The following is a 12,992-nucleotide window of genomic DNA, read 5'->3' on the forward strand; positions in this document are numbered from 1 at the left end:
GCTCCACCGTAGTGACTCGTTTGTTTCCGTATAGTGGATATTATGATCTGTATTATGGAATTTCAAGGGTTACCGCCAAAGATTCACTCTCAGTATTCCGGAGGGCGGAAAAACTGGGTCTCGATGCGATAGCCTGACCACGGGCTGATCCGCCCTATACACCGTCCGCGACCCCCTCGCGAGGAGCCCCATGACCACCAAGACCGGATCCGGCGTTCAGTCGGTAGAACGCGCCTTTGATCTGCTGGAGCTCATTGCCCGCGCTGGAGGCGAGTGCACGCTCAGCGAGCTCGCCGAGCAGACGCCGCTGCCCCTGCCCACCATCCACCGGCTGTTGCGCACCCTCGTCGGCATCGGACACGTCCGCCAGCTACCCAACCGGCGCTATGCCCTCGGCCCCCGCCTCATCCGGCTCGGGGAGGTGGCCAACCGCCAGCTGGGTGCCCTAGCCGCCCCGGTCCTGCGTTCTCTCGTGGACGAGTTGGGCGAGTCGGCCAACCTCGCGGTGCTCGACGGCGACATGGTCACCTACACCGGTCAGGTCCCCTCGCCGCACAGCATGCGCATGAACACGGAAGTGGGCCGCCGGGCCAATCTCCACTCCTCCGGAGTGGGCAAGGCCATCCTGGCCGTGCTCGACGACGAACGCATCACCCGCTTGGTCCTGCAGGCCGGCATGCCGGCGGCCACCCAGCACTCCATCACCACCCTGCCGGAGCTCATGGCTGAGATCGAGCGGATTCGCGCTCAAGGGCACGCGGTGGACGAACAGGAGCAGGAACTGGGCGTGCGCTGCTTCGCGATGGCCGTCCCCGGCGCTCCGACGCCGATGGCGCTGTCCATCTCGGGGCCGGTCTCTCGCGTGGACGAGGCCTTCGCCACGCAGGCCGTTGCCGCGCTGGAGCGGGCCACCCGCACCATCTCCGAGGCGCTCACCGGCGCTGCCCTCTAAGCCCGCACCCGTCCGGCCACGCCTCGCCGGAGCGGTTCCGCACCGACGCACCACGGCCTCGGCCCCGACGCCCTCTGGGACGTCGGGGCCGAGGCCGCTTCATGCCGCCGTCAGGTCCGCGGGGCCGCGCCCGGCTCCCGGACCCCCTCGGCCGCCTCGAGCACTTCCTGCTTTTCGACGCCGTCCGGTAGCTCGGGCTCCACCCCCGCCTGATCGCAGGCCTTCAGGTGCTCGGCTAGGGCCACGGTGAACTGTTCGGAGGTCACCACGGGGACCTCCTCGCCCTTCGCGTCGATGAGTTTTCCGGCCTCAAAGTGATCGCCCTCGCGCAGACTCCGGATTTCCTCCGTCTTCACCATGCGCGGCGGCGCCGCGTGGAACACGGAACCGCCCTTGGTATTGCCCAGCTTGATCTCGTTGAACACGATGTTCAGGACAATCGCCATGATGGCGGCGGAGCTAATGCCGGAGTGGAAGATCGTCCCCATCCACGTGGGGAAGTTGTCGTAGAAGCCCTCCGCCACCACGGGGATCATGCCGAACGCGATGGAGGCGGCCACAATGATCAGGTTCTGGCTGCTGAATTGCACCTTGGAGAGCGTCCGGATCCCGGAGGCCGCAACCGTCCCAAAGAGCACCATGCCGGCACCACCCAGAACGGGTAGCGGAATGGCCGCCACGACGCGGCCGAGAATCGGCAGCAGGCCCAGCACCAGCAGGATGCCGCCGCCGGCCGTGACCACGAAGCGACTCTTGACGCCCGTGATCGCCACCAGTCCCACGTTCTGGGCGAAGGCGCTCTGGGTGAAGGTGTTGAAGATCGGCGCCGCGATCGAGGAGATCATGTCCGCGCGCAGCCCGTCCGCGATGCGCTTCGAGTCCACCCGGGTCTTGGCGATCTCGCCGATGGCCAGGATGTCCGCCGTCGTTTCCGTGAGGATGACCAGCACCACGATGACCATGGAGATGATCGCACCCACCTCGAAGACGGGCGCGCCGAACGCGAAGGGCTGCGGCAGCTCGAAGATATGGCCCTCGCCCACCTCGGAGAAGTCCGCGATCCCCAGCGCCCACGAAACCAGGGTGCCGATGACAATAGCCAGCAGCACGGAAAGCCGGGAGATGGCCGCGTTGCCCACCTTGCTCAGCAGAAGCACGATCACCAGCGTCATCGCGGCCAGCCCGATGTTCTGCAGGCTCCCGTAGTCGGCCGCCGACTCATCGCCGCCCATGGACCAATTCGCGGCCACCGGCGTCAGGGACATGCCAATCATGGTGATGACCACGCCGGTGACCACGGGCGGGAAAAAGCGAATGACCCGGGCGAAGAACGGGGCGATCGCAAACCCGATTACCGCCGCAACCAAGACGGCCCCGAAAACGGCTTGAATGCCGCCATCACCCTGCGCGATGGCGACGAGGGTGGCCACGGAGGCGAAGGACGTCCCCTGCACCAACGGCAGCTGTGCCCCGAAGAAGGGCACGCCCACGGTCTGCAGGATCGTGGCTACGCCGCCGACGAAGAGGCAGCAGGAAACCAGCAGGGCCACCTGCGTGCTGTCCAGCCCCGCTGCGCCGCCGATGATCAGTGGTGGGGCGATAATGCCGCCATACATTGTGAGAACATGTTGTAATCCGTAGGCGAACGTGCGCCCCAACGGCAGTCGTTCGTCCTCCGGACGTTTCGATGTGCTTGCAGCTGCCATAGCTGGTCTCCTTGTGCATAGTCCGGAGCGGATGGCCGGGCCCGGTGTTTGCGGCACCGGACCCGGCCTCGCCCTGCTCCGGATCCTGGTGGGGTGGGGGCTTAGCAGAATCCGGAGGAGTTCTCCCAGATCGGGTGCGTGTCAGCGACGCCGTCGCGCTTGATGGCGGCCTCAATGAGCCCGTACGGGCGGTCGGCGGCGAAGAACACCTCGTTCGGGTTATCGAGGGAGAAGCTCTCCAGATCCACCAAGAAGTGGTGATTGTTCGGCAGGCTCATCCGGATCTCATCAATCTCCGGGTGCGCCTCCAGCACGGCGCGTCCCATCTCAAACATGCTCTGCTGTAGCGCGAGGGAGTGGGTATTGGCGAAGGCGCCCAACAGCAGCTCCCGCACTGAGGCGTAGATGTCGTCGAACTGAATGTCGCCCGCGTTGACCGCGTCCGTGTTGTAGCGCCACTTGGCGGTCAGGTCCGTGGCCAGAATCCGGTCCGTGGTTTCCTTCAGCGTGGTGAATCGGTCCCGCGGGAAGCCATGGAACTCGCTGCCGGTGGACTTCAGGACGGTCACGCCCTCGATGCCGGCGATGATGTTCTTCCGCCCGTCGGCGATCTCCAGCACCGCGGTGCGGACCTCGGACTTGTTGCGGGAGAACGCGTGGTCGTGATCCTGGATCCGGTCCCAGAAGTATTGCTCGGCCGCCCAGCGGCCTCCGCTGACCCAGTCGAACTCGCCCGTAAAGTGCTCGCCGAGGCGGGTCAGGAAACGCTCCATGGTGCCGACGCCGTCGCGGGCGAAGCCATACACCGTGTTCTTCTGGGTGTCGGTCGCCACCACCTTGCTGTTGTCGCCCTCGGTATGAGCGCTTTCGAAGTCCCCGTGCAGCTGCGAGCTCACGTTGAGGTCCTCGATCTGGTGGCGCGCGGTGTCGCGGGTGATCTTCACCAGGCGGACTTCGGCCTTGCCGTACTGATTCTTGCCGAGCACAATCTTCGTGCCGGTCGCTGTCTCCGGTGCTGTCATGGTCATGGTTAGCTCCCTCGGTAGCTGGAATAGGCGAATGGGCTGATCAAGAGCGGTACGTGGTAGTGCTGTTCGACGTCGGCGACGACGAAGCTGAGCACCACCTCGGGGAAGAAGGTTTCCGTGCCCGACGTCCCGAAGTAGGCACCGGTGTCAAAGGTGATCCGGTAGGTTCCTGCTTCTACGCTGGCCGGTCCAAGCTGACTGATCCGGCCATCGCCGTCCGTCGTGCCTGAAGCGACCTCCTGCCAACCGGAAGCGCTCCTGCGCTCCAGCGTGGCCCTGACACCGGAGGCAGGCCTCCCGGTCCCGGTGTCGAGTACATGGGTGGTGATGTGGCTGCGATCGCCATCGGTGTGACTCATGTGAGTCCTCCTCTGCGCTGAGGTGTGGATCCTCTCCACACGGGAGAGGGGCTGGGAAGGTCTAAGAAGAGGTGCGGGCGCTGGCAGCCGGTGCCGGCTCCAGCAGGCTCGTCAGCCGCAACAGCCCGATCTCGCAGAGCTGCTCCCCCGTTTCCCGTTCCTCCGCGGCCGGGGTGTTATCCAGGCGACGGTTGAGCTCGGCGAGGATCTCTTGGGGGCTCCGGCCGGCGGCACGGATGAGGAAGACGCGGCCGAACCGTTGCTCGTAGGCCACGTTCCCGGCGCCGATCCGGCGGGCGACGTCGGAGTCCGGATCGACGCCGGACTGCTCATGGCGGCTGAACGTGGCCTCCGCGGAAGCACCATCGGCGCGCTCTCCGATGCGCGGATGGTGCGCCAAGGCTTGCTGGATTTCTGCGGAGGTCAACGGCAGGACGCTCCGGGAGGCCGCTCCGAGGTCTTCAAGGTGTGCCACGGGGCGGGCGGAGGCGATCGCGTCGATCCAGCGATCGACGTCGAGGCAAGGGCGCAGGGTGTCGCGCAGCGCCGTGGCGTCGTGCGCGTTGAAGTCATCAAGTCTCATGCGGGGTTCAGCTTTCGTCGTACCGACAGCTCCGCCTCAGTGCTGAACACCCTTAACCATTGGCCGTGACCAACTTGACTCGATGTTTCTGTATGACGGAACTTTCATTTCATTAACACCATGTAACGCAGCTCACATGGTCGCTGTCAAGAGTCTCGGCCCAAGAATTTTTGTCCCGCCGCACGTGGGCTCGAGCCGCCAGCACGCGGGGGCCGCCCCGATCGCATGCCACCAGAGGCTTGTGCAATCCCTCGGCCTCGGTGATACTGGAATTCCGCAATTCAATAAAACGCTTCCACATTACGGAATGACTGACACCGCAGAGCACGTCCGCTCAGATCGCCCCCCATGGGCGCGGACGGTCACCGCACAGGAGGAACCATGACCCAGGATCAGCGTCTCGATCAGGCCGCACACACCGTACGGCACGGCTCCGCGCCGGCCGAGGAGACCGCGCTCGACGCGACACACCGCCCGAGCGTGAGCCAGGAGCCGGACGCGACGAGCACCGGCGTCGACTCCTCGTTCTATGCCGGGGGCCTCGATCCGGATTTCGTGTTGCCCACCCCGGCGGACGCGTCCTGGTGGAGCCGCCTGCGGCACCGGTTGGCCGGCTAGGCCCGGCCTCCTCGCCGCACCACAGCGCGCGCTTCCAGCGCGGCAGCGCCGATCATCATTCAAGGCATGCGGGGGCTGGCCTCACGGCCGGCCCCCGCTTGCGTGCGCCCCGCGTCGGGGCCCGCGCCGCCTAGTGTTCGCCCTCAGCAGCTGGCATCTGGTCCAGCCCGTAGCGGACGAAGGCCTGGCGGGGAACGTCGGGGGCGACGTCGCCCCGATCGGCCAGCAGCTGGAGCGCGCGCACTACCACGCTCTCGGCGTCGATCGTGAAGAACCTGCGCGCGGCCGGGCGGGTGTCCGAGAACCCGAACCCGTCCGCGCCGAGGGTGGCCCACTGGTTCGGCACAAACTGCCGCACCTGGTCCGGGACCTGGGTCATGTAGTCCGTGACCGCCACGACGGGCCCTTCGGCACCGGCCAGCTGCCGGGTGATGAAGGGGACGGGCGGCTCTGCTGACTCCGCCCCCATAAAGCGCTCACGCTCGGCAGCCAGGCCATCGCGGCGCAATTCAGTCCAGCTGGTCACGGACCACACATCGGCCGTGACACCCCACTCTTCAGCCAGGAGCTGCTGCGCCCGCAGCGCCCACGGAACGGCCACGCCGGAGGCGAGCAGCTGCGTCGTCGGGCCCTGCCCCGCGCCGGCACTGACCCGATGGATACCGCCAAGGATGCCGGCGACGTCGACATCCTCGGGCTCAGCCGGCTGCGCGTACGGCTCGTTGTAGACGGTCAGGTAATACATGACGTTGGGGTCCTCGTGCTCCCCCGAATACATGCGTTCCAACCCGGCGCGGACCAGATGCCCGATCTCATACCCGAACGCGGGGTCATAGGTCAGCACGGCCGGATTGGTGGCCGCCAAGAGGGGCGAGTGCCCATCCGCGTGCTGCAGCCCCTCCCCCGTGAGCGTGGTGCGCCCCGCCGTGGCACCAATGATGAATCCCCGCGTCATCTGATCCGCTGCGGCCCAGAAGGAGTCCCCGGTCCGCTGAAAACCAAACATCGAGTAGAACACGTAGAAGGGCACCAGCGGCTCGCCGTGCGTGGCGTACGCGGTCCCGGCCGCCGTGAAGGCCGCCACCGCGCCGGCCTCGTTGATGCCCGGATGAATCAACTGGCCCGCGGCGGACTCCTTGTAGGCCAGCACTAGGTCCCGGTCCACGGAGAGGTACTCCTGCCCCGATGGGTTGTAGATCTTGGCCGAGGGGAAGAACGCGTCCATGCCGAACGTGCGGGATTCGTCGGGAACGATGGGCACGATCCGGTGCCCAAAGTTCTTGTCCCGCATCAGGTCCTTGAGCAAGCGCACGAAGGCCATGGTGGTGGCGGCCTGCTGCTTGCCGGAGCCCCGCCGGGCGGCGGCGTACGACGACGGCTCGGGCAGTGCGACGGCGGCGCGGCGGCCGCGCCGCTCCGGGAGGTACCCACCCAAGTCCCTGCGTCGTTCCTGCAAATACGCCAGTTCCGGGGCGTCGGCGCCCGGGTGATAGTACGGCGGGCGGGCCGGATCTGCTTCGAGCTCCTCATCGCTGATGGGGATGCGCAGGTAGTCGCGGAAGGATTTGAGGTCCTCCAACGTCAATTTCTTCATCTGGTGGGTAGCGTTGCGGGCCTCGAAGTGCGGGCCGAGGCCGTAGCCCTTGACCGTCTTGGCGAGGATCACCGTCGGCTTGCCGGTGAATTCCGTGGCCGCACGGTAGGCCGCATAGACCTTGTGGTAATCGTGGCCGCCGCGCTTGAGGTTCCAAATCTCGTCGTCGCTCATGCCCGCCACCATTTCCTTGGTGGCCGGCGTGCTCCCAAAGAAGTGCTCGCGAACGAACGCCCCGGACTCTGCCTTGTACGTCTGATAATCGCCATCCCGCGTGCGGTTCATCAGGTCCACGAGGTCGTCCGCATGCTCGCCGGCGAGGAGCGGATCCCACTCGCGCCCCCACACCACCTTGATGACGTTCCACCCGGCACCGCGGAAGAAGGCCTCGAGCTCCTGCATGATCTTGCCGTTGCCGCGCACGGGCCCGTCGAGCCGCTGCAGGTTGCAGTTGATGACGAAGTTCAGGTTGTCCAGCTTCTCGTTGGCGGCCAATTGCAGCAGGCCGCGGGATTCCGGTTCATCCATCTCCCCATCGCCCAAGAAGGCCCAAACCTGCTGATCGGAGGGTTCCTTGAGCCCGCGGTTCTCGAGGTACCGGTTGGATTGGGCCTGGTAGATCGCGTTCATCGGCCCGATTCCCATCGACACCGTAGGGAATTCCCAGAACTCCGGCAGGTTGCGCGGGTGTGGATAGGACGGCAACGCGTGACCGAGGCGGGACTTTTCCTGACGGAAGCCGTCCAAGTCCTCTTCGCTCAGCCGACCTTCGAGGAAGGCTCGGGCATACATGCCGGGGGAAGCATGACCCTGAAAGAACACCTGATCGCCGCCACAGGGGTGATCCTTGCCGCGGAAGAAGTGGTTGAACCCCACCTCGTAGAGGGTGGCCGCTCCCGCATACGTGGAAATGTGGCCGCCCACCCCAATGCCGGGGCGCTGCGCCCGGTGCACCATGATCGCCGCGTTCCAGCGCATCCACGCCCGGTAGCGGCGCTCGGTGGCCTCGTCGCCCGGGAACCGCGGCTCCTGGTCGGCCGGGATGGTGTTGACGTAGTCGGAGGTGATGGCGGACTCCACAGCGACCTGCTGCTGGCGAGCGCGCTCCAGCAGGCGCTGCATGATGGTGCCGGCGTGGTTGGCGCCGCCCGCGGCCAGCATGGAGTCGAACGATTCGATCCACTCGGCCTGCTCTTCGGCGTCCGGATCGAGTGCGAACCCGGGTTCATCGATGATGGTCATGATCTTCCCTTCGAGGTCGGCAGCGGTGGCCGCCGCGTCACAGTACTATCGCAATGCGGAATTTCTTTTTCGCATAATAGTATTAAAGTGAATGGCGTCACGTCGCGGATGTCAATCCGTGCCATCCCACGTCCGCCCCAGGAGGTCCCATGAGCCCCACCGCGCCCCGCACCGCCGTCGTCACCGGGGCCGGATCCGGCATCGGCGCCGCCGCCGCGCGGCGGCTCCTCGCGTCCGGCTGGAACGTGGTGCTCGCCGGACGCCGCGCCGACCCCCTGGAGCACACGGCGGCCGCTCACCCGGCCGCGCTCACCGTGCCCACCGATGTCACGAACGCCGGCGACGTCACCGCGCTGTTCGACGCCGCGCAGGAACGCTTCGGACGGATCGACCTGCTGGTCAACAACGCCGGAACGTTCGGCCCGGCCGCCGACGTCGGCGAGCTCGCCCTGGCCGAGTGGGACGCCGTCGTCGCCGTCAATGTCACGGGCGCCGTCCTATGCGCCGGAGAGGCGTTCCGCAGGATGCGCGCCCAGCGCCCCACGGGCGGCCGCATCATCAACAACGGTTCCATCTCCGCCCAAACACCCCGCCCACGCTCAGCGGCCTACACCACGACTAAGCACGCGATCGCGGGCCTGACCAAGTCGATCGAGTTGGACGGCCGGCCGCACGGGATCACCTGCACGCAACTGGATATCGGCAACGCGGCCACCGCCATGATGACGGACCTCGGCACGGCCACCGGCGCGCTGCAGGCCGACGGCACGCGACGCGCCGAGCCCAGCTTCGACCTCGAGGAAGCGGCCCGCGCCATCGAATACCTCGCTGACTTGCCGGCGAGCGCCAGCGTGAACCAGCTGACCCTCACGGCGGCCGGCATGCCCTTCATTGGCCGCGGCTAAAACCGGGCCCATCCACCCCTTGCCACCGGTGGTCAGCGGTGCTGAACTGTGACCATGAGCACAGCAACGGCACCCGCCGAGACCATGACACTGCTGGCGATCGGAACCAAGAAGGGCCTATGGCTCGCCTCCAGCGAGGACCGCGTGAACTGGACCCTCTCCGAACCGCACTTCCTCGTCCTCGAGGCCTCCTCCGTCGCCATCGATACCCGGTCCGGAACCCCGCGCGTGCTCGCGGGTCTGCTGGACTGGCACTGGGGGCCCACCGTGGTGACCTCTGACGATTTGGGTGCCACGTGGAGCGACCCCGAGCACGGTGCCATCACCTTTCCCGAGGACACTGGCGCGGCGCTCGAACGCGTCTGGCACCTGCGCCCGGACGCTGACGCGCGCCCCGGCGTCGTGTGGGCGGGGGCCGAACCGCACTCGTTGTGGAAGTCCGACGACGGCGGCTCATCCTTCCAGCTGAACCGCGGCCTGTGGGATCACCCGCAGCGCCAGCAGTGGCAGCCCGGCGGAGGCGGCCCGTGCCTGCACACGGTGGACCCGGACCCCTCCAGCGATCAGATTCATGTGGCCGCCTCGGCGGCGGGCGTCTACCGATCGGACGACGCCGGCGCCTCGTGGGAGCCGGCCAACCGCGGCATCGCGGCCGGCTTTCTGCCCGGTGAGGAACCGGAATTCGGGCAATGCGTGCACCGGATCGCCCGGGATGCGGAGAATCCTCGGCGCCTTTACGCACAGAACCACGGTGGCGTCTACCGCTCGGACAACGCGGGCGAGCACTGGGAGTCCATCGCCGAGGGGCTACCCGGAGACTTCGGCTTCACGTTTATGGTGCACCCGCGCAAGGGCGGCACCGCATGGATTGTGCCGATGGCCGCGGACATCGACCGCATTCCCGCGGGCGCCCGCGTCTCCGTGTACAAGACGGAGGACGCCGGGGACACGTGGACTGAGCACCACGACGGGCTGCCGGATACGGACTTCAATACCATCCTCCGCGACGCGCACGGCGTGGATGACCACCCCGATTCCACCGGCGTGTACTTCGGCACGCGCGGCGGCGAGGTGTTCGCTAGCGCGGACGAGGGGCTGACGTTCAACCGCGTGGCCCACCGCCTGCCGGACGTGCTCAGCGTGCGCGCCGCCGTCGTGCCCAAGGCCGACCTGCCGCTGCGTTCGGAAAAGTACGTGCCGCAGTTCCCGGAGGAGTAATGCGGGACGTGGTGGTGGACGTGCCCAACGTGCTCGCCGCGTCCGTGGACGGGGCCCGCGAGCTGCGGGTCGAGGTCGCGGACGGGGCGAGCGTGGGCGATGTCCTAGACGTGCTGGCGGAGCGCTTCCCGCGGTTCGGGCGGAAGGTGCGCAATGAGCTCGGCGAGGTGCGCCGGTACGCCAACGTGTTCGTCGGCCAGGACAACATCCGGGACCTCGAGGGCCAGGCCACGGTGGTGCCAGCCGGCGAGCGCATCATGATCGTGCAATCGGTCGCGGGCGGGTAAGTCGCGACGGCGCATAGACTGGCGGGGCACACCCACGCACTGAACGACCCCGAGGACAATGATGCCCCACCTTCTGCAGCCCGCCAGCGCCCGCGTCACCCGCGAGGACTGCGTGGCGGCCGATGCGGCGAACCCGCTCGCCACCTTCCGTGACCGTTTCGCGTTGCCGGAGAACACCATCTATCTGGACGGGAACTCCCTCGGCGCGCGGCCCAAGGGCTCCGCTGAGCGGGCGGCCGCCGTCGTCGAGCAGGAGTGGGGTGAGGGCCTCATCCGCTCGTGGAACACGGCCGGGTGGTTCGACCTACCGCGCACGCTCGGAGACAAAATCGCCCGGCTCATCGGCAGCGGCGAGAACGAGTGTGTGGTTACGGACACCACCACCCTCAACCTCTTCAAGGCGCTCGCCTCGGCCCTGCGCATCCAGCAGCAGGAGCGCCCGGGCCGCCGCGTCATCCTCACCGAGCGGGACAACTTCCCCACGGACATCTACATTGCCGAAGGCCTCGCGGACTTCCTCAACAGCGTCGGCGGCGACTATGAGGTCCGGCTGATCGACGAAGAGCTGACGCTGGAGGAGGCACTGGACGACGACGTCGCCGTCGTCGCGTTGTCCCACGTCAACTACCGCACCGGCGCCATGTGGGACATGGCGGCCGTGACGGCCAGCGCGCACGACGCCGGCGCTCTGGCGATCTGGGACCTGGCCCACTCTGCGGGCGCCGTGGAGGTGGATCTGCGCGGCGCGGATGCCGACTACGCCGTGGGGTGCACGTACAAGTACCTCAACGGTGGCCCGGGCGCCCCGGCCTTCATCTGGGTGCACGAACGCCACCAAGCGCGCTTCTGGCAGCCGCTGTCCGGGTGGTGGTCCCACACCTCCCCGTTTGCCATGGCTGACGCCTACGCCCCGGCGAATGACATCCGTCGCTTCATGTGCGGCACGCAGCCGGTCACGTCTCTGGCGATGGTGGAGAACGGCGTGGATCTCGCCCTCGAGGCGGACATGGCTACGGTCCGCGCGGTCTCCTTGGAGCTCACAGACCTGTTCATCCGGCTGGTGCGCGAGCGCTGCGGGGACCACCCGCTGACACTCATCACCCCCGAAGAGCATGGTCGCCGCGGCAGCCACGCCAGCTTCCGCCATCCGGAGGGCTACGCGGTGATGAGCGCGCTGATCGCCCGCGGTGTCATCGGAGACTATCGAGAGCCGGAGGTGCTGCGTTTCGGCGTCACCCCGCTTTATGTGGGGTTTGCGGACGTGTACGACGCCGTGGAGGAGCTGCGGGACGTCCTTGACACACGCGCGTGGGACGCCGCAGAGTTCACAGTACGCAACGCCGTCACCTAATCGCCGGCGCCACATCCATCCGGGAGGCTGTCATGATCCGCTCCGAACCACACGCCGAACCGGTCATCGTCCAGGTCTCGGCCGCCCGCACCGCCGTCGTCCGGGGCACCGACGTGCCGTTCGCTGAGCTGACGGCGTTTTACGATGCCGCCTTCGCGGCGCTGGGCGAGGTGCTGAACGCCGAGGGCCTCTCACCCGTGGGCCCGGCGTTCGCGTTGATGACGCGCGAGCCGTCGGAGTCCATGGACTTCGAGGTGGGCTTCGCGATCGACCATCCCCTGGAGGGCTCCCGCACCTCGGCCGCTGGCACCGTCGTCGAGCCGTCCGTCCTCCCCGAGGGCACCACCGCCGTGGCCTCTCACCTTGGTGCCTACGACGCCTTGGGCGATGCGTGGGGCGGGCTGATGACGTGGATCGGCGAGCACGGATACTCCCCACAACTGCCGTTCTGGGAGGTCTACGTCACGGAGCCGTCGCCGGAGGCGGACCCGGAGTCGATGCGTACCGATCTGTTTGTGCCGGTGGTCAACGAGACAGGCAACACCGCGTGAGTCTGCGTCACATGCTGCGGGAGGATCTGCTCGCCGCCCGTGCGCAGGATCCTGCGGCCCGGAATAACGTGGAGGTGGCGCTCGCTTATTCGGGCGTGCACGCCATCTGGGCCTACCGCATAGCGCATGAGATGTGGGTACGGCCCCCGTTCCGGCCGGCGGCGCGCGTGCTGAGCCAGCTGGCCCGGTTCTTCACCGGCGTGGAGATCCACCCGGGAGCGCGGATTGGCCGGCGCCCGTTCATTGATCACGGCTCGGAGATCGTCATCGGCGAAACCACGGTCATGGGAGACGACGTCATGATGTATCAGGGCGCCACCGTGGGCGGGCGCACCCTGCAGGTGCCGTTTGATCGCGGCGCCCGCCGCCACGCGATCATCGGCAACCGCGTCATGCTCGGCGCAGGCTGCCGCATCATTGGCCCCATCTCGATTGGTGACGATTCCGCCATCGGCGCCAACGCCGTCGTCGTGCGGGACGTACCGGCCGATTCGATCGCGATTGGCATGCCGGCCGTGCACCGCCACAAGGACAGCGACTACCCTCTGGATCCGCGCACGGACCTCATCGATCCGGCCGTGCTGCTCTAGTGACCGCC

13 protein-coding genes are annotated in these 12,992 nt (G+C 67.3%); 8 read left to right on the forward strand and 5 right to left on the reverse strand.

Translation table 11 applies throughout. From position 1 onward, the window contains the following. Nucleotides 1-190: 190 nt before the first annotated feature. Nucleotides 191-952: an IclR family transcriptional regulator gene (locus IW252_RS07125; RefSeq protein WP_196835927.1), complete on the forward strand. Its 762-nt coding sequence runs from the start codon at nucleotides 191-193 to the stop codon at nucleotides 950-952. 110 nt (nucleotides 953-1,062) lie between these two features. Here the strand turns inward: IW252_RS07125 and IW252_RS07130 are convergent, their stop codons facing one another. The 4 genes from IW252_RS07130 to uraD form a co-directional block, all read right to left on the reverse strand. Then, nucleotides 1,063-2,658, reverse strand: a complete 1,596-nt coding sequence (locus IW252_RS07130; RefSeq protein ID WP_196835928.1) for a nucleobase:cation symporter-2 family protein — start codon at nucleotides 2,656-2,658, stop codon at nucleotides 1,063-1,065. A 101-nt stretch (nucleotides 2,659-2,759) separates the two neighbouring features. Beyond that, the gene (gene pucL, locus IW252_RS07135) at nucleotides 2,760-3,686 is read right to left on the reverse strand and encodes a factor-independent urate hydroxylase (RefSeq protein WP_196835929.1); all 927 of its coding nucleotides are present in this window, start codon (nucleotides 3,684-3,686) and stop codon (nucleotides 2,760-2,762) included. 2 nt (nucleotides 3,687-3,688) lie between these two features. Further along, the gene (gene uraH, locus IW252_RS07140; RefSeq protein WP_196835930.1) at nucleotides 3,689-4,045 is read right to left on the reverse strand and encodes a hydroxyisourate hydrolase; all 357 of its coding nucleotides are present in this window, start codon (nucleotides 4,043-4,045) and stop codon (nucleotides 3,689-3,691) included. A 61-nt stretch (nucleotides 4,046-4,106) separates the two neighbouring features. Further along, nucleotides 4,107-4,628, reverse strand: coding sequence for a 2-oxo-4-hydroxy-4-carboxy-5-ureidoimidazoline decarboxylase (uraD, locus tag IW252_RS07145; protein WP_196835931.1), 522 nt, complete (start codon nucleotides 4,626-4,628; stop codon nucleotides 4,107-4,109). Nucleotides 4,629-5,009: 381 nt separating this feature from the next. Between uraD and IW252_RS07150 the strand changes: the two genes are divergently transcribed. Further along, a complete protein-coding gene (locus IW252_RS07150) occupies nucleotides 5,010-5,246 on the forward strand; it encodes a hypothetical protein (protein ID WP_196835932.1) in 237 nt (78 codons plus the stop codon). Nucleotides 5,247-5,376: 130 nt separating this feature from the next. Here IW252_RS07150 and aceE read toward each other — a convergent pair whose 3' ends face one another. Then, entirely contained in the window at nucleotides 5,377-8,082 is a 2,706-nt protein-coding gene (gene aceE / locus IW252_RS07155; RefSeq protein WP_196835933.1) for a pyruvate dehydrogenase (acetyl-transferring), homodimeric type, read from the reverse strand. Between the two features lie 149 nt (nucleotides 8,083-8,231). Here aceE and IW252_RS07160 point away from each other — a divergent pair, with 149 nt between their 5' ends. The 6 genes from IW252_RS07160 to epsC are packed head-to-tail and all read left to right on the forward strand — an operon-like array spanning nucleotide 8,232 to nucleotide 12,984. Continuing rightward, nucleotides 8,232-8,987 (forward strand): SDR family oxidoreductase, encoded by a 756-nt coding sequence (locus IW252_RS07160; protein ID WP_196835934.1) that lies wholly within the window; start codon nucleotides 8,232-8,234, stop codon nucleotides 8,985-8,987. 54 nt (nucleotides 8,988-9,041) lie between these two features. Continuing rightward, nucleotides 9,042-10,205: a WD40/YVTN/BNR-like repeat-containing protein gene (locus IW252_RS07165; RefSeq protein ID WP_196835935.1), complete on the forward strand. Its 1,164-nt coding sequence runs from the start codon at nucleotides 9,042-9,044 to the stop codon at nucleotides 10,203-10,205. Continuing rightward, nucleotides 10,205-10,492 (forward strand): MoaD/ThiS family protein, encoded by a 288-nt coding sequence (locus IW252_RS07170; protein ID WP_196835936.1) that lies wholly within the window; start codon nucleotides 10,205-10,207, stop codon nucleotides 10,490-10,492. Before IW252_RS07165 ends, IW252_RS07170 begins: the two co-directional genes overlap by 1 nt. Nucleotides 10,493-10,550: 58 nt before the next feature. Beyond that, nucleotides 10,551-11,843 (forward strand): kynureninase, encoded by a 1,293-nt coding sequence (gene kynU / locus IW252_RS07175; protein WP_231365939.1) that lies wholly within the window; start codon nucleotides 10,551-10,553, stop codon nucleotides 11,841-11,843. A 32-nt stretch (nucleotides 11,844-11,875) separates the two neighbouring features. Continuing rightward, complete coding sequence (locus IW252_RS07180; RefSeq protein WP_196835937.1) at nucleotides 11,876-12,394, forward strand: GyrI-like domain-containing protein; 519 nt, start codon at nucleotides 11,876-11,878, stop codon at nucleotides 12,392-12,394. Beyond that, nucleotides 12,391-12,984: a serine O-acetyltransferase EpsC gene (epsC, locus tag IW252_RS07185; protein WP_408065762.1), complete on the forward strand. Its 594-nt coding sequence runs from the start codon at nucleotides 12,391-12,393 to the stop codon at nucleotides 12,982-12,984. The genes IW252_RS07180 and epsC overlap by 4 nt, the downstream gene beginning before the upstream one ends. Nucleotides 12,985-12,992: the final 8 nt, after the last annotated feature.

The sequence above is a fragment of the Zhihengliuella flava genome (assembly GCF_015751895.1).
GTDB classification, from domain to species: Bacteria; Actinomycetota; Actinomycetes; order Actinomycetales; family Micrococcaceae; genus Zhihengliuella; species Zhihengliuella flava.

Excerpts from the sequence above, each read along its gene's own strand:
- IW252_RS07125 (WP_196835927.1), top strand. The coding sequence starts at position 191 with ATGACCACCAAGACCGGATCCGGCGTTCAGTCGGTAGAACGCGCCTTT.
- IW252_RS07130 (WP_196835928.1), bottom strand. The coding sequence starts at position 2,658 with ATGGCAGCTGCAAGCACATCGAAACGTCCGGAGGACGAACGACTGCCG.
- pucL (WP_196835929.1), bottom strand. The coding sequence starts at position 3,686 with ATGACCATGACAGCACCGGAGACAGCGACCGGCACGAAGATTGTGCTC.
- uraH (WP_196835930.1), bottom strand. The coding sequence starts at position 4,045 with ATGAGTCACACCGATGGCGATCGCAGCCACATCACCACCCATGTACTC.
- uraD (WP_196835931.1), bottom strand. The coding sequence starts at position 4,628 with ATGAGACTTGATGACTTCAACGCGCACGACGCCACGGCGCTGCGCGAC.
- IW252_RS07150 (WP_196835932.1), top strand. The coding sequence starts at position 5,010 with ATGACCCAGGATCAGCGTCTCGATCAGGCCGCACACACCGTACGGCAC.
- aceE (WP_196835933.1), bottom strand. The coding sequence starts at position 8,082 with ATGACCATCATCGATGAACCCGGGTTCGCACTCGATCCGGACGCCGAA.
- IW252_RS07160 (WP_196835934.1), top strand. The coding sequence starts at position 8,232 with ATGAGCCCCACCGCGCCCCGCACCGCCGTCGTCACCGGGGCCGGATCC.
- IW252_RS07165 (WP_196835935.1), top strand. The coding sequence starts at position 9,042 with ATGAGCACAGCAACGGCACCCGCCGAGACCATGACACTGCTGGCGATC.
- IW252_RS07170 (WP_196835936.1), top strand. The coding sequence starts at position 10,205 with ATGCGGGACGTGGTGGTGGACGTGCCCAACGTGCTCGCCGCGTCCGTG.
- kynU (WP_231365939.1), top strand. The coding sequence starts at position 10,551 with ATGATGCCCCACCTTCTGCAGCCCGCCAGCGCCCGCGTCACCCGCGAG.
- IW252_RS07180 (WP_196835937.1), top strand. The coding sequence starts at position 11,876 with ATGATCCGCTCCGAACCACACGCCGAACCGGTCATCGTCCAGGTCTCG.